This window comes from Amycolatopsis sp. La24 (genome assembly GCF_029087445.1).
Classification (GTDB): Bacteria; Actinomycetota; Actinomycetes; order Mycobacteriales; family Pseudonocardiaceae; genus Amycolatopsis; species Amycolatopsis nivea.
Window position 1 is genome coordinate 133,262 of sequence record NZ_JARACH010000007.1, and the last position, 22,137, is coordinate 155,398.

19 protein-coding genes are annotated in these 22,137 nt (G+C 70.9%); 9 read left to right on the plus strand and 10 right to left on the minus strand.

Annotated elements, in window-relative coordinates; all coding sequences use genetic code 11:
- Positions 1-211 precede the first annotated feature (211 nt).
- The 3 genes from PUT80_RS10925 to PUT80_RS10935 are packed head-to-tail and all read left to right on the plus strand — an operon-like array spanning position 212 to position 2,224.
- Entirely contained in the window at positions 212-379 is a 168-nt protein-coding gene (locus PUT80_RS10925; RefSeq protein ID WP_275291814.1) for a hypothetical protein, read from the plus strand.
- Positions 376-1,815: an MDR family MFS transporter gene (locus tag PUT80_RS10930; protein WP_275291815.1), complete on the plus strand. Its 1,440-nt coding sequence runs from the start codon at positions 376-378 to the stop codon at positions 1,813-1,815. Before PUT80_RS10925 ends, PUT80_RS10930 begins: the two co-directional genes overlap by 4 nt.
- A 4-nt stretch (positions 1,816-1,819) precedes the next feature.
- Positions 1,820-2,224, plus strand: coding sequence for a hypothetical protein (locus PUT80_RS10935; RefSeq protein ID WP_275291816.1), 405 nt, complete (start codon positions 1,820-1,822; stop codon positions 2,222-2,224).
- Between the two features lie 560 nt (positions 2,225-2,784).
- On the opposite strand, the gene PUT80_RS10940 is transcribed toward PUT80_RS10935, so the two are convergent.
- The 3 genes from PUT80_RS10940 to PUT80_RS10950 form a co-directional block, all read right to left on the minus strand.
- Complete coding sequence (locus tag PUT80_RS10940; RefSeq protein ID WP_275291817.1) at positions 2,785-4,377, minus strand: FUSC family protein; 1,593 nt, start codon at positions 4,375-4,377, stop codon at positions 2,785-2,787.
- 640 nt (positions 4,378-5,017) lie between these two features.
- Positions 5,018-7,180, minus strand: a complete 2,163-nt coding sequence (locus tag PUT80_RS10945) for a tetratricopeptide repeat protein (RefSeq protein WP_275291818.1) — start codon at positions 7,178-7,180, stop codon at positions 5,018-5,020.
- A 62-nt stretch (positions 7,181-7,242) separates the two neighbouring features.
- On the minus strand, positions 7,243-7,386 hold the full coding sequence (locus PUT80_RS10950) for a hypothetical protein (protein WP_205670120.1): 144 nt from the start codon (positions 7,384-7,386) through the stop codon (positions 7,243-7,245).
- Between the two features lie 410 nt (positions 7,387-7,796).
- On the opposite strand from PUT80_RS10950, the gene PUT80_RS10955 reads away from it, so the two are divergent.
- Together PUT80_RS10955 and shbA are read left to right on the plus strand one after the other, a co-directional pair.
- Complete coding sequence (locus PUT80_RS10955) at positions 7,797-8,756, plus strand: hypothetical protein (RefSeq protein WP_238607134.1); 960 nt, start codon at positions 7,797-7,799, stop codon at positions 8,754-8,756.
- Positions 8,757-9,038: 282 nt separating this feature from the next.
- A complete protein-coding gene (gene shbA, locus PUT80_RS10960) occupies positions 9,039-9,689 on the plus strand; it encodes an RNA polymerase sigma factor ShbA (RefSeq protein ID WP_167756624.1) in 651 nt (216 codons plus the stop codon).
- A gap of 116 nt (positions 9,690-9,805) precedes the next feature.
- Here shbA and PUT80_RS10965 read toward each other — a convergent pair whose 3' ends face one another.
- Complete coding sequence (locus tag PUT80_RS10965) at positions 9,806-10,222, minus strand: STAS domain-containing protein (RefSeq protein WP_009076775.1); 417 nt, start codon at positions 10,220-10,222, stop codon at positions 9,806-9,808.
- Positions 10,223-10,480: 258 nt separating this feature from the next.
- Between PUT80_RS10965 and PUT80_RS10970 the strand changes: the two genes are divergently transcribed.
- Positions 10,481-11,188, plus strand: a complete 708-nt coding sequence (locus PUT80_RS10970) for a trypsin-like serine protease (protein WP_037819510.1) — start codon at positions 10,481-10,483, stop codon at positions 11,186-11,188.
- Positions 11,189-11,237: 49 nt separating this feature from the next.
- Here PUT80_RS10970 and PUT80_RS10975 read toward each other — a convergent pair whose 3' ends face one another.
- The 4 genes from PUT80_RS10975 to PUT80_RS10990 are packed head-to-tail and all read right to left on the minus strand — an operon-like array spanning position 11,238 to position 17,308.
- Positions 11,238-14,435: a DUF87 domain-containing protein gene (locus PUT80_RS10975; RefSeq protein ID WP_275291819.1), complete on the minus strand. Its 3,198-nt coding sequence runs from the start codon at positions 14,433-14,435 to the stop codon at positions 11,238-11,240.
- Positions 14,432-15,064 carry a hypothetical protein gene (locus PUT80_RS10980; protein ID WP_238607136.1) on the minus strand — a complete coding sequence of 211 codons (633 nt, stop codon included), beginning with the start codon at positions 15,062-15,064 and terminating at the stop codon, positions 14,432-14,434. The genes PUT80_RS10975 and PUT80_RS10980 overlap by 4 nt, the downstream gene beginning before the upstream one ends.
- Before the next feature lie 60 nt (positions 15,065-15,124).
- The gene (locus tag PUT80_RS10985; RefSeq protein ID WP_275291820.1) at positions 15,125-16,729 is read right to left on the minus strand and encodes an AAA family ATPase; all 1,605 of its coding nucleotides are present in this window, start codon (positions 16,727-16,729) and stop codon (positions 15,125-15,127) included.
- A gap of 3 nt (positions 16,730-16,732) precedes the next feature.
- On the minus strand, positions 16,733-17,308 hold the full coding sequence (locus PUT80_RS10990) for a TIR domain-containing protein (protein WP_275291821.1): 576 nt from the start codon (positions 17,306-17,308) through the stop codon (positions 16,733-16,735).
- A gap of 181 nt (positions 17,309-17,489) precedes the next feature.
- On the opposite strand from PUT80_RS10990, the gene PUT80_RS10995 reads away from it, so the two are divergent.
- Positions 17,490-18,443 (plus strand): SEFIR domain-containing protein, encoded by a 954-nt coding sequence (locus tag PUT80_RS10995; RefSeq protein ID WP_275291822.1) that lies wholly within the window; start codon positions 17,490-17,492, stop codon positions 18,441-18,443.
- A gap of 278 nt (positions 18,444-18,721) precedes the next feature.
- Here PUT80_RS10995 and PUT80_RS11000 read toward each other — a convergent pair whose 3' ends face one another.
- Together PUT80_RS11000 and PUT80_RS11005 are read right to left on the minus strand one after the other, a co-directional pair.
- The gene (locus PUT80_RS11000; RefSeq protein WP_275291823.1) at positions 18,722-19,627 is read right to left on the minus strand and encodes a serine hydrolase; all 906 of its coding nucleotides are present in this window, start codon (positions 19,625-19,627) and stop codon (positions 18,722-18,724) included.
- Positions 19,617-20,549 (minus strand): LysR family transcriptional regulator, encoded by a 933-nt coding sequence (locus PUT80_RS11005; RefSeq protein ID WP_275291824.1) that lies wholly within the window; start codon positions 20,547-20,549, stop codon positions 19,617-19,619. The genes PUT80_RS11000 and PUT80_RS11005 overlap by 11 nt, the downstream gene beginning before the upstream one ends.
- Before the next feature lie 111 nt (positions 20,550-20,660).
- On the opposite strand from PUT80_RS11005, the gene bla reads away from it, so the two are divergent.
- The gene (bla, locus tag PUT80_RS11010; protein WP_275291825.1) at positions 20,661-21,557 is read left to right on the plus strand and encodes a class A beta-lactamase; all 897 of its coding nucleotides are present in this window, start codon (positions 20,661-20,663) and stop codon (positions 21,555-21,557) included.
- Positions 21,554-22,075, plus strand: coding sequence for a D-alanyl-D-alanine carboxypeptidase family protein (locus tag PUT80_RS11015; protein WP_037819499.1), 522 nt, complete (start codon positions 21,554-21,556; stop codon positions 22,073-22,075). Before bla ends, PUT80_RS11015 begins: the two co-directional genes overlap by 4 nt.
- The last annotated feature ends 62 nt before the right edge of the window (positions 22,076-22,137 follow it).

The window sequence follows — 22,137 nt, forward strand, 5'->3', positions numbered from 1 at the left end:
GGAGAAGGCCGCCCGGCGATCCTGGCGCCTGCGGATCACGCCAAGCCCGCGAACGAGATTCCTGATTCGCTTATCGTTGCCGCGGCTGGCGACCTACCGCTGGTCGAGCTGCTTTTTCCGCCGTTTCCCGAGGCTCTTCGCGGGCCGCCGCCGCGGTCCGCGGGAGGAAAAGGCCGCCGGTTTTGTCGGTGCTTCTCCGTATCCTGGCCAGGTGAAGATCCAGCAGTCCCCAACCCCGTCCGCAGCGGCCGGTGAAGCCGCGCGCAGAGCTTTCCCCGGCAGCCTTCCGTCGGCCGGCGCCCGCTTCGTTCGCGCCGCCGACCTCGTGCCCGCCGCCTTCGCAAGCGCCCTCGCCTCGGTCAGCGAGGGGCGCCGATGAGCGGCGTCTCCTCCCCCGCCACGGAAGCACTGGAGCGCCCGCCCGCCAAGCCCGGGCTGCTGATCAGCGTGCTCGTGCTGTCGGCGTTCGTGATGATCCTCAACGAGACCATCCTGAGCGTCGCGCTGCGCGACCTCACCGTCGACCTGGCCGTCCCGACCACCACGATCCAGTGGCTCACCAGCGGTTTCCTGCTCACCATGGCGGTGGTGATCCCGACGACGGGGTTCCTGCTCGAACGGTTCACGCCGCGGCAGGTGTTCGTCTTCTCGCTCGCCTCGTTCAGCCTCGGCACGCTGCTGTGCGGCGTCGCGCCCGGTTTCGGCCTGCTGATGGCCGGCCGCGTCGTGCAGGCGTGCGGCACCGCGGTGATGATCCCGCTGCTGATGACCACCGTCATGCGGCTCGTGCCCGCCCAGCGCCGCGGCGCGACGATGGGCACGATCAGCATCGTCATCGCGGTCGCGCCCGCGATCGGCCCCACGATCGGCGGCGCGGTGCTGTCGTCGCTCGGCTGGCGGTGGATGTTCTTCATCGTGCTGCCGCTGTCACTGGCCGCGCTGGTCGCGGGGATGCTGCAGCTGCGGATCGACAGCGAAACCCGCGCGGTCCCGCTCGACGTGCTCTCGGTCGTCCTGTCCGCGATCGGTTTCGGCGGAGTCCTGTACGGCCTGTCGTCCGCGGGCGAATCCGCCGAGACCGCGCTGATGCCGCCGTGGCTGCCGATCGTCGTCGGCGTGGTTTCGCTGGCAGTGTTCGGCTGGCGGCAGCTTCGCCTGCAACAACGCGACCGCGCCCTGCTCGACCTGCGGCCGTTCACCCACCGCAGTTTCGTCGTCGCGCTGGGGCTCAGCGCGTTGCTGTTCATGTGCCTGATCGGCGCGGGCGCGATCCTGCTGCCGCTGTACCTGCAAACCGTCCTGCACAAGTCCACCTTCGTCAGCGGCCTAGCCGTCCTGCCCGGCGGGTTGGTGCTGGGCCTGCTCGGCCGTCCGGTCGGTGCCCTGTTCGACCGGGTCGGCGCGCGCCTGCTGGTCCTGCCCGGCGCGCTCGCGATGGCGGTCTCGCTGTGGCTGTTCTCGTTGCTCGGCCCGGGTTCGCCGCTGATCGCGGTGATCGGCATCCACATCGTCCTGATGGCCGGTCTCGGCCTGATGATGACGCCGCTGATGACCGAATCGCTGGCAGCGCTGCCCGACCACCTCTACTCGCACGGCAGCGCGATCCTCTCGACGCTCCAACAGGTCGCCGGTGCCCTGGGCACCGCCGTGTTCATCAGCGTCGCGACCCTGAGCAGCGCCGAACACGCGGCAGTAAGCCCCGATGCCGACGGCCTGCACATGGCGTTCCTCGTCGCTGGCTGCATCGGTGTGGCCGCGGTGATCGGAGCCTGGTTCGTCCGGTCGCCCCGCCCGGAACAACCGGAGGAGGCCTGATCCCGTGGACTCAGAGCGGCTCGACGCCGTAGCCCGCACCTACACCGCGCCGATGACCAGCATCCGCGGCCGACGCGTCCACCGCCTGATCACGCGCCGGTTGGCAGGCTACGACCACGTCCTGCCAGCCACCACCGCCGACGGCACCCCGGCGCTGCTGGCCCTATCCGCCGACGGCCGAGCCGCCTTCTGCCACAGCGACGGCCGCGGCCCGTCCGCAGACGTCGTCACCTGCGGCCCGACGCCCGGGGTCACCGTGACGTCCGCACACGACCTCACGAAGGACTCGCTGCCGGTGCTGAGCTGGACCGTCCGGCATCCGGGCCTGCTGGACGTCGCGGGCCCGCTGACCATCGTGCCCGGCGAGTCGGACCAGGAGGAGGTCGAGGCAGCCCTGCGTCCTCGATGACAGGGCCGTTTCAGAACGAGCGGCTCGGGGCTCGCGCTGACGACCGCTGTCCGGTCGTTGGCTGGGCCTCGAACTGCTCGGTTCGGAGGCGGATGCTGGGCCGCGGCGAAATCGCGACCTAGCGCGCCGAGGTCAGCGCCCATCGTCCGCGAGGCAGCCACACGCAGGTTCGCGGCGATGACCGCAGCTTTGTGCAACCCTGTCGAGCGTCCGCGAAGCCCCGATCAGCAAGCAGCCTCGCGCTCGCCACGGTCGGACCGGCGTTCTCGCCGAGCACCTGCGCAATCGCCGGGCACCAGCCCATCCCCTCGCCAGGCCGCGCCGCCATCCAGCCGGACAGGCGCCGTTGGGCTGAGCAGACGTCCCGGTCTCACCGGCCGAACACACGCCCGCGCCCCACCACACCGCGCCACCATTCGGTTGGGCAGGCGTCCTGGTCTCAGTCGCTGAACGCACGCTCCCGCCTCGCCACCATCCAGCCGTGCGGGCATCCCGGCCTCACCGGCCGAACCCACACCCACCACACCGCGCCACCATCCAGCCGGGCAGGCATCCCGGTCTCAGCGGCCGAACGCACGCTCCCACCGTTCGACGTCCCGCACCCTGCCGTCCGGCGCGGACCAGCAGGCTTGGAGCAGGTCGTAGCCGTCGTGGACCAGGGCGGCGTGGGCGGGCCAGCGCTCAGCGGCCCAGCCGGGCTCATTGTGCACCGAATCCACCCCGGCCCGGGTCGCGCCTTCCAGTTCGAACTGGAGGTCCCGGCGCGCAGCCGCCCGCGGAACCGGCGCACCGGCCAACACTGCACGCGCGGCGGCGCGCACCCGAGACCCGGTCCAGTCCAACGTCTTCCGGTGCGCACGCGGCGCCACCACATACTGCACAGCCACCGCCACCACGACCCCGATCGCCGTCTGCGCGAAACGGTCCGCCACCGCGGGCCACACCGGCCCCGGCTGGCTCGCCACCCCGGCAGCCAGCAGGGCGAGCGGCGTGATGACGACTGTCGCCACCGCATAATTCCGCGGTACCACCAGCTCCACGCAGAACTGCAGCACCGCCAGAATCAAAATCAGCATCACCCCGGACGGCGCGACCATCATCACCAGCCCGAACAGCACGAGCCCAGCCGCGGTCCCGACAAACCGGTGCAGCGCACGAACATTCGCCCGCCGCCGGTCCAACCCCTGCTGCAGCACCACCAACGCACTCAGCACCGCCCAGTGCGGCCGTCCAAACCCGACCGCCACCGCCAGTTCCCCAGCGACCACGCAACCGGCACCGACGCGCAACGCCGTCAACGCGGCATGCGACCGCAACGGAACCGCCCGCCGCAGCCGGTACCCGAGGTTCGGTCGCGGCAACGGCAGTTTCCCCGGCGGCAGTTCGACGGATTCGCCCGGCGAAGCGTCCGCGAACCGCCGATGGGCAGCAAGCAACGCCGCCACCAGGTCCGGTTGCGTGCCCCGGCGCGGATGTCCCGCGTCATGCAGGGACGTCCACGCCGCAGACACCGCGGCACCGGCAGCGTGCCGAGCCTCCGCCGTCTTCCGCTCAGCCGAGATGAACGCGTCGACAGCCCGCACCGCACGCTCGACAGCCGTCCGCTCCGGTTTCGTCCGATCGACCAGCACCCCGGCCATCGACACCACAACCGACGACCCGACCCCTGTCGCAGCGCACCCCAGCACCACCCACGGCCGGGCCCCAGCCTCGACCGCCGCCTGCGCACCCGCGCACACGAACGCGAAGAACAACGGCCCCGGCGGCCCAAGCCGCAATGCGTCGACGACATAGGTCGCCAGCACCGCGACCACGGAAACCACCAGCACCGACACCGGCCCCGGCGGCACCACGGTCCCCACCGAAGCACCCAACGCAGCCGCCGCGAGCAACCCGGCACCAGCAGTAGCCACGACACCCGCCCGAACCCGGTACGGCCGCCCTTCGCCGTACAAGACTGCGAACGTCCCCAGCGTGACAAACAACGCCGAGGCCGAAGCCCCCGCCAACACCAGCGCGATCCCCGGAACGGCCACCGCCGCCGCTGCCCGCAACCCCGCCGACCACCTCCGCCCGACCGGCGGCAAGGCGAACATGAGCGCCCGAAAACCCGCCACACGAGGCAACTGCTCAACCGGCTCGGGCGACTCCATCCGCCCATCCCAACACGCCGCCACCCGCCCCGAAAGCCCGGCCACGGCTGGCAGAGACCGCGAGCACACTCCCGGCGCCGGGTTCGCTCCGGGATCGAAACGCCTGGCCCGCGGACGGAGAGACACTGCCCGGCCCACCAAACGCGGCTGTGCCCCGCCTCGCCGCTCACCCCCAGCCCTCAGGCTCTGCTCACGAACCCCGCGGGCAGAGGACGACCGCCAGCCCGGCGAACACAGCCGTCACTCCAACCCACCGCGACACCCAGCCCTCAAGCTCCGCTGGCTAACCCTGCGAGCAGAAGACAACCACCAGCCCCGCGAACACAGCCGTCACGCCAACCCGCCGCACCCCCCACTAATTCCGGCGGACAGAAAACCACGGCCAACCCCGCCGAACGCGGCCCGTCGCTCGTGTCCGCCACGTCAGCCCTCGTGCGCCACTGCAGCGAGCCCTCGTCTCGCGACGATCGAGCCGCTGCCCGCCGAGCGGCGGCCACTTCTTACTCTCTCCGACCGATGCCCCGGCCCGCGAACCAGACCGGGAACCGTCGTGCACGCCCCCGCCCAGGCTTGAACTCGACAAACCCGGCGCACCGACCTCAGCCCAGTCCCCTCCGGAGAAGCCAGCGCCCTCCGCCGTTCACCGGAACTCTGCCCGCGCAGCCGCCTCCCCCACCGTCACCGGGTCGAGATCCGGGTGGGTCGCCTCGGCCCGTTCCCACTGCGTCGCAGCCTCATCCGCAATCCCCTGCGCCGCAGCGGCATTTCCCAACCCCAGGTGAGCCCGCGCCGCCTCGTGGGTGCTGCCGCAGGTCTCCGCACGGGTGGCCGCTTCCCGGTACGCCGACTCAGCACCCGGATGATCCCCGGCGCGGAATCGTGCCCAGCCTAGGCAGTTCAGTCCCATCACGACGTCCAGTTCCAGCCCCAGTTCCTCAAAAACCGCCAGCGTTTCCTCGACCAGGCGGGCGGCTTCGGCAGGCCGTCCCAGCGCGGTCAGGACCAGGGCGACACCTCGCGTCGTGATGGCGCCGCTGCGTCGGTTGCCGGTCAGGTCGTAGAAATCGGCTGCGGAGCGCAGGTCGCGCAGGGCTTGTTCGTGGTTGCCCCGATAGTGCTCGGCCCACGCGGCATGTGCCAGCGCGGTCGCTTCGCCGTGGCGGTCGCCGATTTCCCGGTACTCCCGCAGGGCCTGGCGGTAGCACCGGGACGCCTCGTCCAGATCGCCGCGGTCGACGTACGCGATTCCCAGATTCGCGGTGGTCGTCGCGGCGGCCCAGCGGTTGCCGACAGCTTCGGCGGCGGCGCGGGCCCAGCGGTGCGTCGCGATCCACGGGTCCCACAGTTTGGTCAGGTAGAAGAAGCCTCGCAGGAAGAACGCCAGCTGCCAGCATCGCTCGGACTCCCCGGTCCGGCGGCAGAGCGCGACCAGGTTCGGCCATTCGGCGCGGAACCACGCGATCGCGCTGTCCTGATCCGGGAATTCCACCTCGGGCAGACCGGGCGGGCAGGTCACCTCCGGGCGGTACCGCGGGCCGCTCAGCGCTCGGTCGGCGCGTTCCGCGGTCGCGACCGAGAAATCGGCCAGGCGGCGGAGCGCGTCCTCGCCGGGCACGTCGGAGGCGGCGAAAACCCTTACCAGGTCGTGGAAACCGTACCGGCCCAGTTCCGGCTGGGTGAGCAGGTACGCCTGGTGCAGGCGGTCCAGCAGGCGCTCGGCCGCCACCGCGTCCAGGGAGCCGAGCGCTTGCGCGGCGGTCACGTCGAAGTCGATGCCGGGGTGCAGGGCCAGCAAGCCGAACAGCCGTGCTTCCGGCTGCTCCAATTGGCGGACTGACAACCGAAAGGCGGCAGCCAGGCTTCGTTCGCCGTCGTCGAGTTCGCCCAGGCGGCGGGTTTCGTCGGCCAGGCGGCGTTCCAACTCCGCGACCTCCCACGCCGGATGGGCGCGCAGGCGGGCGGCGGCGATCCGGATTGCCAGCGGGAGGCGGCCGCAGCGGTCTGCGATGCGCAGGGCGGCATCCGGGGTCGCCCCGGTCAGGGTGGCGACCAGGGCGGCGGCGGAAGCGGACGGGAGCACGCCCAGCGAGACGTGCTCGGCTTCGTCCAATGCGGGCAGGCGGCTGCGACTGGTGATCACGACCCGGCATTTCGGTTCCGCGGGCAGCAACGGGCGCACTTGACCGGTGCTGCCCGCGTTGTCCAGCACCAGCAGGAAACTCCGGCCGCGCAGGCAGGTCCGGAAGAGCGCCGCGCGGTCGTCGGGATCGGCCGGGATCCGGTCGGCGGGCACCTCGAGGATCCGCAGCAGACGGTCGTGCGCGTCGGCGGGCGTGACCGGTTCGTCGGAGGTGCCGCGGAGATCGAGAAAGAGGCTGCCGTCGGCGAAGGACGCCTCCAGCCGGTACGCGCACCGCACCGCCAGTGCCGTCTTGCCGGCTCCGCCCATGCCGGAAATGACGCAGACTCCGCCGTCGGACTCGAGAATCTCGCGCACGGCCTGGGATTCGGCATCGCGGCCGGTGAAGTCCGCGGTTACCGGAGGGAGGCCGGACGGGCGGACGTCCGGCCGGGTCCGGCGTTTTCCGGTTTCCGCGGGAACCAGTGCGGTAAGGGCTCCTGGAGTGCCGAATTCGGATTCACACAATGCCGCGAGTGTGGAATTCGGTGCGGCGAGGCCGGTTTCGACCTTGCTCAGGTACCCCTTGCTGTAATGCACCCGTGCGGCCAGTTCGGCGAGCGACAGCCCGGCCGAGGTGCGCAGCCGCCGCAGTTCCGCCCCGAACGTCGCGCGCGCTGTCATCCGCCCCCACCTTCTTCTCGCTCCCAGTATGACTGTCCGGCAGACGCCGGGACGGGGTTTCGTCACGGCGCGGTCCGCACCGACACCGGCGGCGCGACCGGAGCCGGTCCGCCCGGATGGCCGAGCGCGACTCCGGACACGAGCGCGGCCGCGGCGAGCCACAACGCGGCGCGCACCAGCAGAGAAAACGAACAGACGACCTTCACGACAAGCTCCTTCCGAGGATTTCCGCCTGCCTGATCAGCGGCTTGTCCCGAGAATGCGGGAGCGCGCGGCAATCGGGGAAGGAGTTTCCCGTTTCCACCTTAATCGCGTGAACGGGGAACCGGAGGCGACGCCGCGGCGAAAGGCATTCCGCTCCGATGAGCAGGGCGCCAGCCCCGGTCGCGGGATCGAAAGCGGCGCGGCCGTCCCTGACTGGAACAGTCACCCGCCGTTTCGGGAAGGAGCCATCCGAGCGAATTTCCGCCCTGGATAAACCCGGCCGCACCAGCCGGACGCGGGAATGGGAAATCATTCCGGTCACAGTCCGTGCGCCGGGCCCGGGCGAGGCTGGACATCCGCGCCCGCATTGCGGAACAGTGGCTGCGGGCGGGGAGACGCGAGGGAGGAACGGGTGGAACCGAACGCGGCGGACTTGGTCGCGGAATTGAAAGTGCTCCGGAAGGGGCGCGGCGTTTTCACCACTCCGCTCGGGATTCGGGTCGGCCCGGTCCTGCGCGAGGTGTGCGGGATTCCCGACAACGCGGAAAACGTCGAGATCCGCGACCGGCTCGCGCACGTGCTGGAACCGCTGGCCAAGACGCTCCCGGACGACCTCCGGATCGCCGTGCTCGCGGCGTTCGCGATGCACGAACCGGCGCGCAAGCCGTTCTACCAGGAGCGGGTGCACTGGGCCGCGCGCGAGCTCGACCGCGACGACCGCACGATCCGGCGGCGCATCGACGAGGGCATCGAGCACGTCGCGCACCTCGCGCTCGCCGGCCCGCGCGAGGGCGGCGGGCGGCCCGCGCCCGAGGGCAGCTGGCACACCGAACTGCTGCGCGTGTCCCTTGCCCTGGACCAGGAGCGGCCCGAGGTGTTCGAGTTCCGGCGGATCGTCGCCGACGCCGACGACCTCGCCGAACTGGACCTCGCGCTCACCCTCACCACGACGTCCACGGCCTCCGGGCCGGTGCGGGAAAGCGATCTGGACGTCGACGTCTTCCACGGCGGCACGCTGGTCCGCCGCGCGATGGAGTCGAACGACCGGGTCGGGCTGGCGCTGCAGCTGGCCGACCCGTTGCCGCGCGGGAAAACGCACGACCTCGGACTGCGGTTCCGCGCGGAGTTCCGGCATCCGCACTACGTGTGCGTGCCGCGGCATCCGGTCGACCGGTTCGACCTGCACGTGCGCTTCCCGGCCGCGCCGCCGACCGAAATCGTGCGGCTGGACCGCGTGTTCCAGGACGACGCACGCGATCTGGGCGCGCGCGGCGACGTGGTGAGCCCGGACGGCTCAGGCGAGGTGCACCTGCGGTTCGACCGGCTCGCGCCCGGGTTCGCCTACGGCATCCGGTGGAGCCCGGCCGGCTGAACCTCCCCGGCCGGGCCCGGCGCCGGTCAGTGCGTGATCATCGCGATTCCCCTTCCCGATCGGGATTTCTCCGACCGCACCGGGATCGCCGCCGCGCCGCGCCGCGCTACCCGCCGGCGGAACCTGTCCAAGATCTGTCCAGGTCCGTGCGGATTCCGTTGCCGCGCAACGGACAGAAGCTGGACAACACCTGCGCGGGCGCAACACCGGCGCCCGGGCGGCCGATTCCCGGATCGAGCGGGCGAGACCACCGCGGCCGCCCGTACGAAAGGAACGACCCCTATGCCCACCGCCACCGTGCCCGAACCGGTCGAAGGCTATGTCCCGCTGTCCGCGCTGCCGCGTCCGTCCGAGCTGGCGCAGCGGCTGGAAACCGTGGTCCGCGCGGCCCGCGACAAGGTCCCCGGCGCGGCTCCGGAACTGCTGGCGCTGCTGAAACCGGTGATCGCGCGCTACTGCCGCGCCCGCATCGGCGGACGCGACCTGTCGTACCTGTCGGCCGACGATGTCGCGCAGGAGGTGTGCATCGCGGTCCTGCAGGCCGTCCCTGGCTACGAGGACCGCGGCGGATCGTTCCTGCACCTGGTGCGCGCGATCGCGGCGAACAAGGTGGCCGACGCGTTCCGCGCGGTGTCGCGCGACCGCTCGCGGCCGGTGTCCGACGTCCCGGAGAACCCCGACCTGGGCGACGGCCCCGAATCGCACACGATGACGGCCGACCTCGGCGCTTCGCTGGGCAGGCTGATGGCCGGGATGCCGAAGCTGCAGCAGGAAATCCTGACGCTGCGCGTCGTCGTCGGCCTCACGTCGGCCGAAACGGCGAAGGCGCTGGGGATGTCGCCGGGCAACGTCCGGGTGACGCAATGCCGCGCGCTGGCGAAACTGCGGGACTCGATCCAGGAGCAGGGACTCGCCGAAGCGCTGCTGGCGTGAACTCGCAACATCGCCGGAACTGGTCCGGACCACTGGAGAAAAAAATCCCCGAAGTTCACCCGCTCGGGCCACTTCGGCGGCGCGGGCGGGCCCGGAACGCCCGGGTCCGGACCGGCTCAGCCCGCGTCGAGCCGCCGTTTCATCCGGCGCAGGAACGCGATCCGGTCGGTCTCCACGCGGACCGCCGTGCGGTCCGGGTAGATGTCGAACACGCCGGTCATCCCGGTTTCGGCCAGCCTGCGGCCCGCCGCGCCCGAGGGATGCGCGAGCAGCCGCAGCACCACGCCCTCGGCGGCCGCGCGGTCCTGCGCGGCCCGCAGGACGTGCACGCCCGCGTCGCTCAATTCGGTCAGCCCGGTCAGGTCCAGCACCAGCGCCATCGGGCGCTTGGCCAGCGCGAACGTCACCGCCCGCACCACCACCAGCGCGGTGCCGGCGTCGAGTTCCCCCGCCAGCAGCAGCGTGAGCACGTCGAGGTCGTCGTAGCGGTACGACGACTTCAGCCGTGCCGATCCCTGTGAGCCGGCTTCCATCCGCGTGCAGCACTCCCTGTCCAGGCGGGGCCCGTCGCGCCCGCTCGTCCACCCGACACCATTCTGGACCTCCGGGCACGGTGACCGCGCTCACAGTCCTTGTCGGCGGCTCGTCAACGCGCGCTGGTCCGCTTGTCCCACGACGAAAGTCGGGAACTGAACCGGCCCGACCTTCGGCGGGTTCCGTCATTTACCGACATTCACGACGGTGGGTCAGTACCTGACCACACTCCCCGTACCCACCGGAGATGATCACCAGTGCGAATCGCGCGTACCGCCGCAGTCCTGTCCGGCCTGGCCTTCGCCGCCGTCGCCGCGGCGGCCCCGGCCACCGCCGCCCCCGCCCAGCCCGCCATCATCGACGGCAGCACGGCCGACTCCCTGCACGCCGCCGCCCGGATGTTCGCCGGCGGCCAGGAGCTCTGCTCGGCCACGATCATCGCTCCCGACTGGATCCTCACCGCCCGGCACTGCACGCAGGGCGCGGGCGGCAAGCAGATCACCTTCCACGTCGGCAGCCTCGACCAGACCCAGGGCACCGAGGTCTCCGCGACGTCCGTGCACGACTCCCCCGACGCCGACATCTCGCTGGTCCAGATCGACCAGAAGGTCCAGACCGAGTACGCGCCGCTCGGCACCGCGAGCGACGTCAACGTCGGCGACACCGCGCAGGTCTACGGCTGGGGCGCGACCTGCACCGACCAGCCGGAGATCAACTGCCAGTCGCAGGTGCTGAAGGTGGCGAACGTCCAGGTCACCTCGGTCGACTGCCCGGACGGCGCGGCCGGCGTCTCGGTGTGCGCCAACCGCGGCGACGGCATCACCGCAGGCGGCGACTCCGGCGGCCCGATGTACGCGAACGGCAAGCAGGTCGGCGTCGCCTCCACCAGCGACCGCCAGTCCTACACCGCCTACATCAACGTCACCCAGTACCGCGACTGGATCCAGTCGGTCGCGGGCGTGTGATCGCGGGCGGCCCGGACCCGGACGGATCCCCGGGTCCGGGCCGCTTGTTTCACCCCTCCCTGTCCCTGGCCCGCGCGAGCACCTCCTCCAGCCGCAGCGGGCTCGCCGGGTGGTGGCTCAGGCACAGCGGCGTCGACACCCGCCGGAACCCGAACGCCTCGCCGGACACGTAGAACTGGGCCCGCTCCAGCCGCGAGATGTCCGCCACCGGACTCCCCTTCGCCCGCGCCATCTCGTTCGCCGCGGCGATCTGCGCCGGGCTGTTGAGCCGCCCGAAGAACTGCGTCATCGCGTTGCCGGCGATCTGGTTGTGCAGGCCCTTCGGGGCTTGCGTCGCGAACAGCAGCCCCAGCCCGTACTTCCGGGCCTGCGCGGCGAGCACGATCGTGCTGCGCGTGCTCGCGGTGAGCGACCCGGACGCCGCGAGCGTCTGCGCCTCGTCCATCACGAACAGCGCGCCCAGCGGCCGGTCCCCCGCCGGATTCCGCTTGATCCACGCGAACAGCTCCATCTGCAGCTGGTTCACGAAGCTCTGCCGCTGCGCCTCGGCGGGCAGCCCGGCGAAGCTGATCACCGAGATCCGCGCCCGCTTGCCGTCGGCCGGGGTGAGCAGCACCGCCGGGTCGGCCGGGGTGCCGGCTCCGGCGAACAGCGGGTCGTTCACCATCGCGGCCTTGAGCAACTCCGCGACCTCAGCGGCGATTTTCCGGCCGCCGTTGAGATTCGTGACGCCCTCGGGGAGGTCTTCGAGGACCTCGATCAGCTCCGGCAGGCTCCGCGACCCGGTGCGGGCGTGGTGCACGATCGTCTGCCGCAGCACGGCCAGTCCGATGTCCGCCTTCGCGGTGCTGCCGGTGAGCCGGGCCTGCGGCGCGAGTGCCGCGACCGCCACCTCGACTGCCGCGGAAAACTCGTCCTCGTCGTCGAGCACCCCCGCGAAGTCCGGCAACGGCTCGAACCCGAGCGGCCGCCCGGTGGCGCGGCCCGGCGTCCAGACGACGACGTCGGTTTCCTCGAAGTAGCGCTCGGCGAGCTGGGCGTCTTCCGGACCCCAACCGCTCGGCGGACTCGGCCACGCGTCGCCGAGGCGGGCGAGGTCGTTGTTCGGGTCCAGCACGATGGACGACACGCCGAGCAGCGCGCATTCCTCGATGATCCGGCGCAGGAGCACCGTTTTCCCTGACCCGGAACCGGCGAAGACGGCGGCGTGCTTGCGCAGGGCGGAGAGTTCGATGCGGATGGGTTTGCCGGAACCGGTTTCGGTGCCGAGGGTGAGGGCGCCGTCGGGCGGCGGGTGGGTTCCGTCCGAACGCGGGGCCTGGGAGGTTCCATTGCGGTTCGAGCGCGGGGTCGGGGTGAAGAGCGAAGGCTGGGCGGCGGGGGCCGGGTGCACGGGTCGCTTCTCTACTGGCAGCGGGGCTGGGTTCGCGGGGCCGCCGGAACGCGCCGCGGCGTCGGGCAGGACTCCGGACAGCAGCTGGGAGCGCCGCGCGGGCCTGCGGTCGATGAGCCATTCGTGGACGTCCGGGCCGCCCTTGGCGAACATCTCGTCCAGCGCCCAGAACGTGCGGACGTCCGCTTCGGACATCTTGAGCCGCTTCCCTCCGGCGGCTTCGAACGCCCGGATCTCGGCCTGCGTCTTTTCCCCTTTGGACCACGAGGAGTTCCGGATCAGGACGAGGTGGCGGTTGTCCGCCCCGGGCCGCAGTCCCGCGGCCGAGCGCGCCTTGCGGAACCGGTTGAGCACCGCGAGCGGATGCCGCACGGAGATCGCCCGGAACGCCCAGTGCTCCTCCAGATCGGAGTCCTCGTCGAGGGTGTGGGTGAGCCACGCGTGCAGTTCGTCCTCGCTGCCGCGGGCGTCCCACTCCATTTCGTCGTCGCCGACCTCGGTGATCCAGCCGCGCAGCGCGGCCGACAGCAGCCGGGGCATCACCTCGTCTTCCACTTTGTGGTCGAGCAGCGCCGACGGATCCGCGGCCGCGCGCAGCTGCTCGAACCAGGCGTCGAGTTCGGCGAAGCGGTCCGGCTTCGGTTCCGCACGGGCCGGCAGCACCGGTGGCGCGTCGGTGTCGAAGCTGGTCAGCTCCTGCACCCGTTCCGCGCGGACGCAGGCGTCGATGTGCGCGCCGATCCGCTTCAGCAGTTCGCGCGGGGTGTACTCCTCCCACGGCCCGTCGAACGCGGAAGGCGCGACCGGCCAGGTCGAATGCGGCGGGGTGAAATCCATCGCGGCGTAAGCCACTCCGAGCCGCCGCTCCACCAGCCGCCGTCCGACCTCGGCGTCGAGCACCCGGCCGAGCGTCAGCGTTTCGCGGAAACGGTCCGGCACGGTGTCCGAGGCCTTGTCCTTGATCAGCATCCACGTCGTCGGGAGGCAGGCGAGCACGGTCAACGTCCGCCGGGTGACCTCGCGCAGTTCCATCAGGCCGTCGGCGATCTGGGCGACGAGGAAGTCCTCCTCCCCGCGGTGCCCGATTTCGCGGGCCTGCAACGAAGACCGGGCGATGAGCGTGTCGAGCTGGTCGACCCCGATCACGAGCGGACCGGTGAGCGCGAGCAGCCGCGTGATGTCGTGCACCTGCCCCAGCGCGGACTTCGCCTTCGCCCGGATGCCCCACTTCCGGCGGACGCCGGATTTCGATTCCTCGGAACTGCCGAGGTACTCGTCGCCGATCTCGTTCTGGGTCAGGTCTTCCGCGGCGTACAGCACCAGCGCGCGGGCGGTGTCCGCGCATTCCACGGCGACCTGGCGGTCGAGCTTGCGCAGCCCCAGCACGAACGCGTCGAGGTGCGCGCGAGTCAGTGCGCCCGTGCCCAGCAACGCCGAAGTCGCTTCCCAGGACACGTCGCCGCGTTCGCAGACCCGGCGCACGAAACTGCGCAGCTGCGTCTCGCCGGAGTCGTCGGTGCGCAGCAGGCCGCGGCGCAGCGCGTCGGCCGTGTTCTCCCAGAACGCGTCGCCCGCGGTGAGGTCGTCGAGGAAGAAGTACCCGCCCGCGCGGTGCGCCGCCCGCCGGACCATTCCGAGGAGATGGGTCTTGCCGACGCCCTTCATCCCCTGCATGACCAGGCCGATCGGGCTCGGCCCCTCGCTCGCCGCCGCGTCGCGGATGCCGACGTCGATCGCGGCGATCACGTCCGCGTGCAGCCCGTCGACGTGGTACGGCGAATCGCGCCACACGTGGTCGGGCGTGTCCGCCCAGTCGAACCGCAAAGTCGCCAGCACGGCCAGATGTTCGATCATGACGCCTCGATGGACAGCATGTGGTTCTCTTCACCGCCGATGCGCACAGCCGCCGCCCGGTCCGCCGCGGTCAGCACCTTGCGGTTGGATTCCGGCACCAGTTTCGCTTGCCCGGTACGGCTCAGCTCCTTGAGCACCGCGTCGACCTCGGCGGTCTCGGCGTCGCCGAGCGACGACCGCAGATCGGCCAGCCCGACCCAGCCCCGGGGCTCGCGAGCGAGTTCGCGGTAGGCCTTGACGATCATTTCCTTGAGGTTGACCGCCTGCGGCGCGTTGCCCTCCGCGCCGCCGAAAACCTCCTTGAGCGATACGTTGTGCAGCCGCAGGTACTCGAAGAACTTGTTCAGCGCCAGGTAAGCCACCACGGTCAGCGTGCTCCGCACCGGTTGCGGCGGGGACAGCGCGGCCAGTTCCTCCGCGCACCAGTCCCAGCCGGCGTCGGTGAGCTGATGCGCGAACGCGCGGCCGGATTTCCTGCTGCTGACGTAGCGCTGGTTGAGCTTGACCCGGTCCTTCCCGTCGAGCGCGAAGCCCGCGGCGTCGCGGAGTTCCGGGTTCGTCATCTCCTTGCCGTGCACCATCAGCGCGATCATCGCCGCGGACTGCTTGTGGCTCAGTCGTTCGTGCATCCGCCGTCCTTCCTCGGGGCATCCCGGCCGCGGGCGCGGGCGGGTGTCTGGCAGGTGCGGCTAGTTGCCGTTCACCCGCACGTCGAGCACTTGCTGGGCCCACGCCAGGGCCTTCTGGACCGGCAGCGGCGGCGGTATCGCGCCGTTGTCGTGGCGCGGGCGCAGCACCACAGCCAGGTCCGCGCCGAGCTCCTGCGCGCGCACGCTGTCCCCGGCTCCGACGACGGCGGGCAGTTCGCCGGCGAACTCGCCCACGAGGTCCCACAGTTCCGGACGCAGCCGGACGTGTTCGGCTTGCCGCAGCAGGGAAACCAGGTCCGCTTGGCCGGTGTCGACGAGAGCCCGCCCGGCGCCGATCTCGTCGGCGAGGCTCCGCGCGACCTTCGCCGGGCCGTTCAGCGCGCTGAGGCGCAGATGCCGCAGGTTGCCGAGGTAGCCGGACAGCTCGCGCGAGTCGGTTCCCTCGGTGAGCACCGGGATCAGCCTGCGGTCCTGGCCGAGCGTGCGGTGCAGGAACAACTCGACCTCCGCCAGCTGCCACCGGCTCGCCTTGCCGTCGATCACCAGGCACAGGTGCCGGGCGTCGGTTTCCGCGCGGCCGAGCCAAGAACGGTCGCCCGACAGCGAACGGCCCACCCGGATGCCGAGATTCTCCAGCTCCGCCACCAGCTCCCGGGAAACTTCGAGGTTCGACCGGGGCATGCTGACCTGGATGTCGTAGGCGAAACTCTGCGTCCGGGTGCGCACCGCGGCCACGTACGCGTCGCGGTTTTCGGCCAGCAGCTCGGTCCGGTCGAAGGAATGCGCGATCACCGCGGCGACGGTCTCGAGCGCGAACCCGATCTGGTCCGCACCCGGGCTTTTCTCCAGCAGCACCGGAAGTTGCTCGCCGAAGGTCCAGTACGAGACGTAAGGCAAGGTGAGGTGGCGCGCGATCACCGCGGGCGGAACGTCCTGGTCAAGCCAGCTGTCGAACAGGCTTCGGGTCTCCTTGAGGCAGATCTCCCGCCAGCTTTCCGACCGGTCGTACTCCTCGCGCGTGTCGAACCGCGAAAGCACCGGCAGCACGGGAAGCTGCGGACGGTCGTACGGCAGGGCGTTCCGCGCGACGTTCGCCCGGCGCGCGACGTCGACCGCGCCGCGCACGCTCTGCATGTTCGCGGTGTAGAGGACGACCAGCCGGTCCGGCAGGTGCGCGGTGCAGATGCTGCCGACGTCGGAGATTCCCGTGCGGCTGTCGAGCAGGACGTAGTCGTACTCCGAGGTCCAGGCTTCCCGGCAGCGTTCGAGATACTCGCCGAATTCCTCGTCGTACAGGCTTTCCCAGTCGATTCCCTGCACCTGTCCCGGATACTCGGGGCCGTCGCCGCCCGCGGCGAGGAAGTCCAGCGTGCCGGCCACGTTGTCCAGGCGGACCGGGAGGACGTGCCGGTTCGGCCGGACGGTGCCCGCCCGGAAATCGGCGACGAGATCGACTACGCCGCCTTGCGGATCGTGGTCCAGCTTCGGCCGGAAGTACTCGTGCAGACCCGGTGCTTCGAGGTCCCAGTCGATGCACAGCACGCGGTGTCCCCAGCGGGCCAGCAGCACCGCGATGTTGGCCAGCGTGAAGCTGCGGCCGACGCCGCCCTTGTAGGAATAGAAGGTGATCACGACGCCCGTCATCGCTCAGAGCCTCGGGAACCGGGAAGCGGGCGGGACGTCCGGCCGCGGAGTCAGCACCGGCCAGTCCGGCCGCCACGCCGGGGCGGCGCTGAGCAGTTCTTCGATCTCGGTCGCGATGCGGTTCATCTCGTCGTGGAAACCGATGTATTTGGCCGAGACCTGGAATTGCTCGTACGGATGATTCCACTCGGTCAGGTTCTTCATCCGGCGCTGGTGCGCGTACGGCGGGAAGTTTTTCGAATCGCAGTAGATGACCGGGTAGATCAGGGTCGCCGGGCGGTCCCGTCCGGCGAGTTCTTCGCGGCGTTCCATCGAGGCCCATTCGGCGAGGCACCACTCGTTGTAGAAGTACTTCGGCGAGCACACCGGGACCAGGATCCTGGTGTGCCGCAACGCGGAGCGCAGTTCGTCCGGCCACTTGCCGCCGACCCGCACCGACCCGTCGAAGAAGACCTGGACGTCCCGGTCGAGGTTGCCGTCGAGCAGTTCGCACAGCCGCGGGTGGAAATGGTTGCGGACCCATTTGGAGATGGCCTCGGCGCGCCGTTCGTAACTGATGAAAACGTCGTAGTGATACACCTGGGCAGCGCTCCCCCGTCGATTTCCGCGTCCTGGCGATCCCGTCCTCGGACCACGACGATACCTTTGGCGAAGACCCCGGCAAGGGACAGATTCTGGACACTTTGTGGCCGAAAACCCGCTGCCGCCGGCCGGACCCGAGACTGAACGGGTCGCTGCCGCCGGAAATTCGAGGAGCCCGATGTCCGCCCCCGCCGCGCCCCGGATCTTCATCAGCTACGCCCACGACACCGCCGCCGAGCACTACCGGCAGGTCGGGACCTTCGCCACCTTCCTCCGTGCCCGGATCGGCCTCGACGTCCGGCTGGACCAATGGGACGACGCGTCCCGGATCGACTGGTCGGCCTGGGCGATCCGGAACATCCACGCCGCCGATTTCGTGCTGGTGATCGCCTCGCCGAACTACCGGCGGCGCGCGGACGGCGAGGCGCCCTTCGACGAGGGCCGCGGCTCCCAGTTCGAGGCGCGGATCATGCGCGACGCGCTCACCCGCGACCTGGAGCGCGAGACCAGCCGCATCCTGCCGGTGGTGCTGCCCGGCGCTTCAGTCGAAGACATCCCGGCGTTTCTCACCCCGTATTCCACCACGCATTTCCGGATTCCCGAATTCACCGACGACGGCGTCGCCGGGCTGATCTCCGCGATCACCGGGCGCAGCCAGAACGAGCGTCCGGTGCGCGGGATCTGGCGCGGAGCAACGGATTCCGCGCCAGGGCCGGTACTGGCGACCGAACTGCCGTGGCGCGACAAGAGCGCGGACATCACCGCGGGCTCAGCGCGGATCGACGGGATCAGCTACGAGCACAGCGTCGTTTTCCGCACCGCCGGGCCGACTTCCGGGGCGTGGGCGTTCGCGGAAATCGACCTCGGCGGCTCCTACGCGCATTTCAACGCGGTCGCCGGAGTGCTCGACGACGCCGAGGACGCGGATTTCCAGATCGGGCAGTTCTGCGTCCGGCTCGACGGCGAAATCCGGCACCTCGACCATTCCGCGTCCGGCAGCCCGCGGCACACCGAACTCGACGTCACCGGCGTCCGGCGGCTGCGGCTCGAGATCCGCCGTCCCGCGGCGGGCCCGGCTGCCCGCACGACCCGGCCGGCCGCGCTGGCCTGGGGAAACCCGACGCTGCGCTAGGCACGTGTTTCCTGCTTTCGAGGAAACAGGAAACGCCTTGTCCGCACCCGTTCCCGGATCGCATTCTGGGTGCACGCCGCTCGTTCCGGGCGGTTCGCCGAGAATCACGGAAATCCGACAAGCTGCGAAAGAGCACTGTTTCGCGGCGGGGGTTTTCCGTGCCTGGATCCGGGAGGGAGGTGCGGGAAAATGCAGACGCACGGAATCGTTCTCATCCTCACGCTGCTGGGCCTGGCCTGACGCGGAACGGCCGGATTCGCCGCGAGGGCGGATCCGGCCTATCCGCGGGCCCGCAGGTGGTCCCGCAACGCCCGCGCGACCCGCGCCATCAAGATCTCCGCTTCCGGCTGGATCGCCGCGGGCACCCGGGATTCGGTGAGCGCGGCGACCGCGAACGCCTGGCCGTCCGAGTGCTCCACCACCCCGATCTCGTGCCGCAGGTTCACCAGCGTCCCGGTTTTCGAGGACCACTTCGCGGAATCGGACGCGAAATCCGGGGCCAGCCGTTGGCGCAGCAGGTTTTCGCCCATCAGCTGCCGCACCCGCGCGGACACGTCCGGGTCGATTTTCGACGGCGTCCACAACGCGGTCAGCAAATCGGTGAACGCGCGCGCCGAACCGGAACTCGCGCGCGAAACGTCCAGCTGCCGCACCGGATGTCCCTGTCCCTCGGTCACCGCGCCGATCGCCAGCGAATGCGCGAGGTGCACCTCGGCCGCGCCGAACCGTTCCACCGGCGTGTCGCTCAGTTCGCTCAGCGAATGCCGCACCGAGATGCCGGTGATGCCCCAGTCCCGCACCGTCCGCGTGACCTCCGCGGGCGAGGTGAGGGCGAACAGTTCGTCGGCCGCCGCGCTGTCGCTGATCGCGGAGGCCAGGTACATCAGGTCCTCGACCGAAACCCGCGCCGGATGCCGGAACCGCGCCAGCCCGGTCGGCCCCGCGCTCTCGGCACGCCCGGGTTCGACCTCCACCTGCCGCGCGCCGTCCAGTTCGCCGCGCCGGATCCGGTCCTGCGTCACCGCGACGAGCGGGACCTTGACCAGCGACGCGGTCGCGAACTCCAGGTCGGGCTCGATCCCGATCTCGCGGCCGGACCCGAGATCGCGGACGAGGAACGAGCCTCGCAGCCCGCCCTCGTCGAGTTCGTCCCGCAGCCGTGCCAGCAGCGCCTCAGTGTTCACGGCGCCAGTCTGCCGCACCGCCCGCGCCCGGACGGCGAGCGCGCTCCCCCGTCGCGACCTCCGCCCCCAGGCACCGCGCGATCGCCGCACGCAATGGCGTCCGCACCCGGTCGACGTCGTCGCCCAGCCCCGCCGCCACGTCGTATCCCCGCGCGAGCCGGGCGCCGCCCACCGGACGCCACGCCAGCCCCAGTTCCCGCGCCTGGTCCGCCGAGCACAACAGCAGATCCGCCGACCCGATCACGCTCGCCGCGGCCGTCGTCAGCGTCCCGGCGACCTCGACCTGCGCGGGCAGCAGCCCGGCCGCATCGCGGGCGCGGAACACGCGGTCGCGAACATGCGGCACGTCGTCCTCCGGCTGCACCCACACCCGGCGGCGTGCTCCGGGCGACCGGCCCGCGCGCAGGGTTTCCAGGTGCACCACGGCTTCGTCCGGCTCGGCCTCGCTCGCCAGCCCGAGCGGCACCGTCCACACCCCGTCCTCCGGCGGCACCGCGACCAGCGCGGCCCGCACCTCCTGCGTCCGCACCAGTTCGGCCCGCTCGGCCGGCCCGGCGACGCGGAACTCCAGGAAGACCTCCACTGTCCGCGCCTGCGCTTCGAGCTCGGCGAGATCGCGGGTGGTCGACGTGTCCGGGACCGCCAGCCGCAACGGCCGCCGACGCGCGCGCTGCGCGTCCGATTCCATCGCCTCGGCGAGCCGGACCAGGCGTTGCGCGGACGGCAGCAGGTCCCGCCCGAACGGCGTGAGCCGCGCCCGCCGGGTCGACCGGTCGAACAGCCGCTCCCCCAGGTGCTTCTCGAGCGCGGCGATCCGGCGGCTCGCCACCGGCTGCGGGATCCGCGCGACCGCCGCGCCGCCGGTGAAGCTCCCCGCTTCGGTCACGCTCACGAACGCTTTGCAGCAGCCGACCAAGTCCACGACCAGAGCTTATGCCAGATTCGCATCATGTCGCACGGAAGTGTCTTGGACCGCATGAACCGGACGCGGGCACGCTGCTGGGGAGTTGATCGACTTCGGAGGGAGAACCCCGTGTTCCGCAGGCTGACCCTGGCCGCGTTCGCATTGGTCGCGCTAGCCTCATGTGCCACACCAGCAACACCCGACGCCCCGGCGAGTTCCGCGCAGTCCGCCGCGCCGGCGGCGGCCAAGACAGTCGCGCAGCCGGATTTCGCCGCGCTGGAGAAGGCTTTCGGCGCCCGGCTCGGCGTCTACGCGATCGACACCGGCGACGGCCGCGAGGTCGCCTATCACGCGGACGACCGGTTTGCCTACGCTTCCACGCACAAGGTGTTCAACGCGGCAGCGATCCTGCACCGCGGGGATGATCTGGCCCGCACGGTCACGGTTCGGCAAAGCGATCTCGTGCCCAATTCCCCGATTACGGAGAAGCACATCGGGGAGCAAATGTCGTTACAGAGCGTCCTCGACGCTGCGCTGCGTTACAGCGACAACACGGCGGATAACCTCATGTTCCGCGAAATCGGGGGTCCCGCCGGGCTGGCTGCGGAGCTGCGCCGGCTGGGGGATACGGTCACCCACGTGGACCGCATCGAGCCCGCTCTCAACGAGACGAGCCCTGGTGACGTCCGGGACACGACCACCCCGCGAGTCTGGGCCAAGGACCTGCGCGCCGTCGCGCTCGACTCGGGACTCCCGGCGGACAAACAGGCCGTGCTGACCAAGATCATGCGCGCCAACACCACCGGCGCGCACGTGATCCGCGCCGGCGTGCCCGCGGACTGGCAGGTCGCGGACAAGACCGGGTCCGCCGATTACGGCACGCGCAACGACATCGCCGTGCTCTGGCCGCCGCACCGCGCGCCGATCGTGCTCACTGTGCTGTCCGATCGCCCGCAGAAGGACGCGAAGACCGACGACAAGCTGATCGCGCAGGCCGCCGCCGCGGTCGTGAAGGCGTTGCAGTGACCGGAATCTACCGAGTGGTCACCCACGTGCTCGCGGTGCTTTTCGTGCCGGTCGCGTGGGTGGTCGCGCGGGGCCGGGCACGGCACGTCGCGTGCCAGTGGGCGCTGGGGGCCCGCTATCCGGCCGAAAACCTCGCCGGGCTCACCCCCGGCACGCACGCCGCATTCACCGCGGCGCGCACCGAAGCGTTGTGGCGGCACGGAATCCTGCTCGGCCTGACTTCCGGTCACCGGGACGCCGCGACGCAGGCCGACCTGTTCCATGCCGAAGTCCAGCGCGCCGGTTCGCACGAACTCGCCCTGCACCTCACGCTCCCGCCCGCGCAATCGCAGCACGTGCGGGGCGTCGCGCTCGACGTGCGGCCCTACGAAGGCGCGCAGTGGCTCGAAGCCCACGGCGGACGGTTCGGCCTGTATCGCGTGTACGACAACGAATGGTGGCATTTCGAGTACCACCCGGACGGCCGCCCGCAGCGGCTGCCGCATCCCGGTTTCGCCGCCACCCGCGCCGCCAGCTGAGCCTGGTTCGTCCACTGTGGACCAGGCCGTGAGTCACAGATATGTGACGAAACCGGACAAGC

What these genes read in the sequence shown, in the direction of transcription:
- PUT80_RS10930 (WP_275291815.1), top strand. Translation starts at nt 376, where the DNA reads ATGAGCGGCGTCTCCTCCCCCGCCACGGAAGCACTGGAGCGCCCGCCC.
- PUT80_RS10940 (WP_275291817.1), bottom strand. Translation starts at nt 4,377, where the DNA reads ATGGAGTCGCCCGAGCCGGTTGAGCAGTTGCCTCGTGTGGCGGGTTTT.
- PUT80_RS10945 (WP_275291818.1), bottom strand. Translation starts at nt 7,180, where the DNA reads ATGACAGCGCGCGCGACGTTCGGGGCGGAACTGCGGCGGCTGCGCACC.
- shbA (WP_167756624.1), top strand. Translation starts at nt 9,039, where the DNA reads ATGCCCACCGCCACCGTGCCCGAACCGGTCGAAGGCTATGTCCCGCTG.
- PUT80_RS10965 (WP_009076775.1), bottom strand. Translation starts at nt 10,222, where the DNA reads ATGGAAGCCGGCTCACAGGGATCGGCACGGCTGAAGTCGTCGTACCGC.
- PUT80_RS10975 (WP_275291819.1), bottom strand. Translation starts at nt 14,435, where the DNA reads ATGATCGAACATCTGGCCGTGCTGGCGACTTTGCGGTTCGACTGGGCG.
- PUT80_RS10980 (WP_238607136.1), bottom strand. Translation starts at nt 15,064, where the DNA reads ATGCACGAACGACTGAGCCACAAGCAGTCCGCGGCGATGATCGCGCTG.
- PUT80_RS10985 (WP_275291820.1), bottom strand. Translation starts at nt 16,729, where the DNA reads ATGACGGGCGTCGTGATCACCTTCTATTCCTACAAGGGCGGCGTCGGC.
- PUT80_RS10995 (WP_275291822.1), top strand. Translation starts at nt 17,490, where the DNA reads ATGTCCGCCCCCGCCGCGCCCCGGATCTTCATCAGCTACGCCCACGAC.